Origin of the sequence: Sphingobium bisphenolivorans, assembly GCF_000412635.1 — a bacterium.
In the GTDB taxonomy this organism is placed as follows: Bacteria; Pseudomonadota; Alphaproteobacteria; order Sphingomonadales; family Sphingomonadaceae; genus Sphingobium; species Sphingobium bisphenolivorans.
The window spans coordinates 1-1,534 of sequence record NZ_ASTG01000052.1 but is presented as its reverse complement, the minus strand read 5'-3'; the positions used below and the strand labels follow the sequence as shown (position 1 = coordinate 1,534).

The window sequence follows — 1,534 nt, the reverse complement described above, 5'->3', positions numbered from 1 at the left end:
GGTGCGCGGCGACGATGCGCGAGACGGTGGGTTCACTGACGCCGTAGAGCCGCGCCATCTCGGCACCGGACTTGCGGCCGGACGTGACGGACTCGGCGATTTCGCGGCGCTGCTTGTCGCCGAGCTTGGGCCGACGCCCGCCGATCCGTCCTTCTGCGCGAGCCTGGGCAAGGCCGGCGCTGGTACGCTCGCGGATCATGGCCCGCTCGAACTCGGCGAAGCTTCCCACCATCTGCATCATCATCCGCCCTGCCGCGGTGGTGGTGTCGATCGCCTCGGTCAGTGAGCGGAAGCCCGCGCCTGCCAGCTCGATCCGCTCCATGATGTGCAGCATATCCTTTAGGCTGCGCGACAGCCGGTCAAGCTTCCAGACGACGACGACGTCTCCGTCGCGCAACTGGCCGATCATCTCCAGAAGCTTGGGTCGGTCCCACCGCCCACCGCTGGCGGTCTCCTCGAACACCCGCTTGCAGCCGGCCGCATCGAGCGCGCGCCGCTGCGCGGCGTTCGACTGGTCGTCGCCCTTCGACACGCGGGCATAACCGATCAGATAGGGTTCGCGCGTCATCTGCGTCTCTTTCACAAACGGCCGTATCTGGAGGCGGAAACAGCATGCACCAATTTCCGCAGCCTTGGGTCTTTCACAATCCTCTTTCACTAAGCCAACAAAAGGCAAGAGGTTTTTGGAGGATGAAACATGCCCGCACGTATTCCGATGACCCAGCGGCAGCGCGCCGCGTTGCTTGCTTTGCCCGACAGCGAGGCGGCGGTGGTGCGACATCATGGCCTCGATGCCGAGGACCTTGCTGCGATCGGCTTCGCACGCACTCCGGCGACCCGCTTGAGCTATGCCCTGCAACTCTGCTGCCTGCGCTATCCGGGGCGACATCTGCGCACAGGCGAGCTGTTGCCTGCAATCATGCTCGACCACATCGCCGAACAGGTCGGAGTGGATGCAGGCGTCGTCGCCGACTTCGCGCGGCGAGCGCCGACCCGCTACGATCAGCTTGCCGCCATCAAGGCGCGCTTCGGATTCACCGATCTGAGCCGGCCAGCGCGCGGCATCATGATGACTTGGCTGGAAACCGAAGCCATGGCTATCGTGGACGGGCGCATTTTGCTTGATCGATTGCTGGACGAGCTGCGCACGCGACGCATCGTCATCCCTGGCATCAGCGTCGTTGAGCGGATGGCGGCCGAGGCGATGCTTCGGACGGAAACCGATCTGGTCGCCGCGGTCGATGCTAAACTCGATGCGGATATGCGTCAGCGTCTCGATATGCTGATCGATGAGAAGGTACATGACCGGCAGAGCCGCTTGTCCTGGCTGCGCGAACCAGAGCCCCGCGTCGCGTCAGCCTCGCTTGCCGAAATCCTCGAGAAGGTCGCGATAATCCATAGGACCGGTATTTCCAGCATTCCGGTCGATCCCCTGCACGAGCCCCGCCTGACGCAGTTCGCCCGCGAAGGCGTGCGATATACAGCCCAGGCTTTCCAACAGATGCGCGTCTCCCGCAGGCGGGTCATCCTGCTT

At 64.0% G+C, this 1,534-nt stretch carries 2 protein-coding genes; one reads left to right on the top strand and one right to left on the bottom strand.

The annotated features are described in order from the left end of the window. Positions 1-568, bottom strand: a 568-nt coding sequence (locus L858_RS0119140; protein ID WP_022684654.1) for a recombinase family protein, incomplete at its 3' end; no start/stop codon positions are given. A gap of 129 nt (positions 569-697) precedes the next feature. Between L858_RS0119140 and L858_RS20800 the strand changes: the two genes are divergently transcribed. Further along, positions 698-1,534 (top strand): DUF4158 domain-containing protein (locus tag L858_RS20800; protein ID WP_238565012.1); only part of this gene is annotated, 837 nt, incomplete at its 3' end.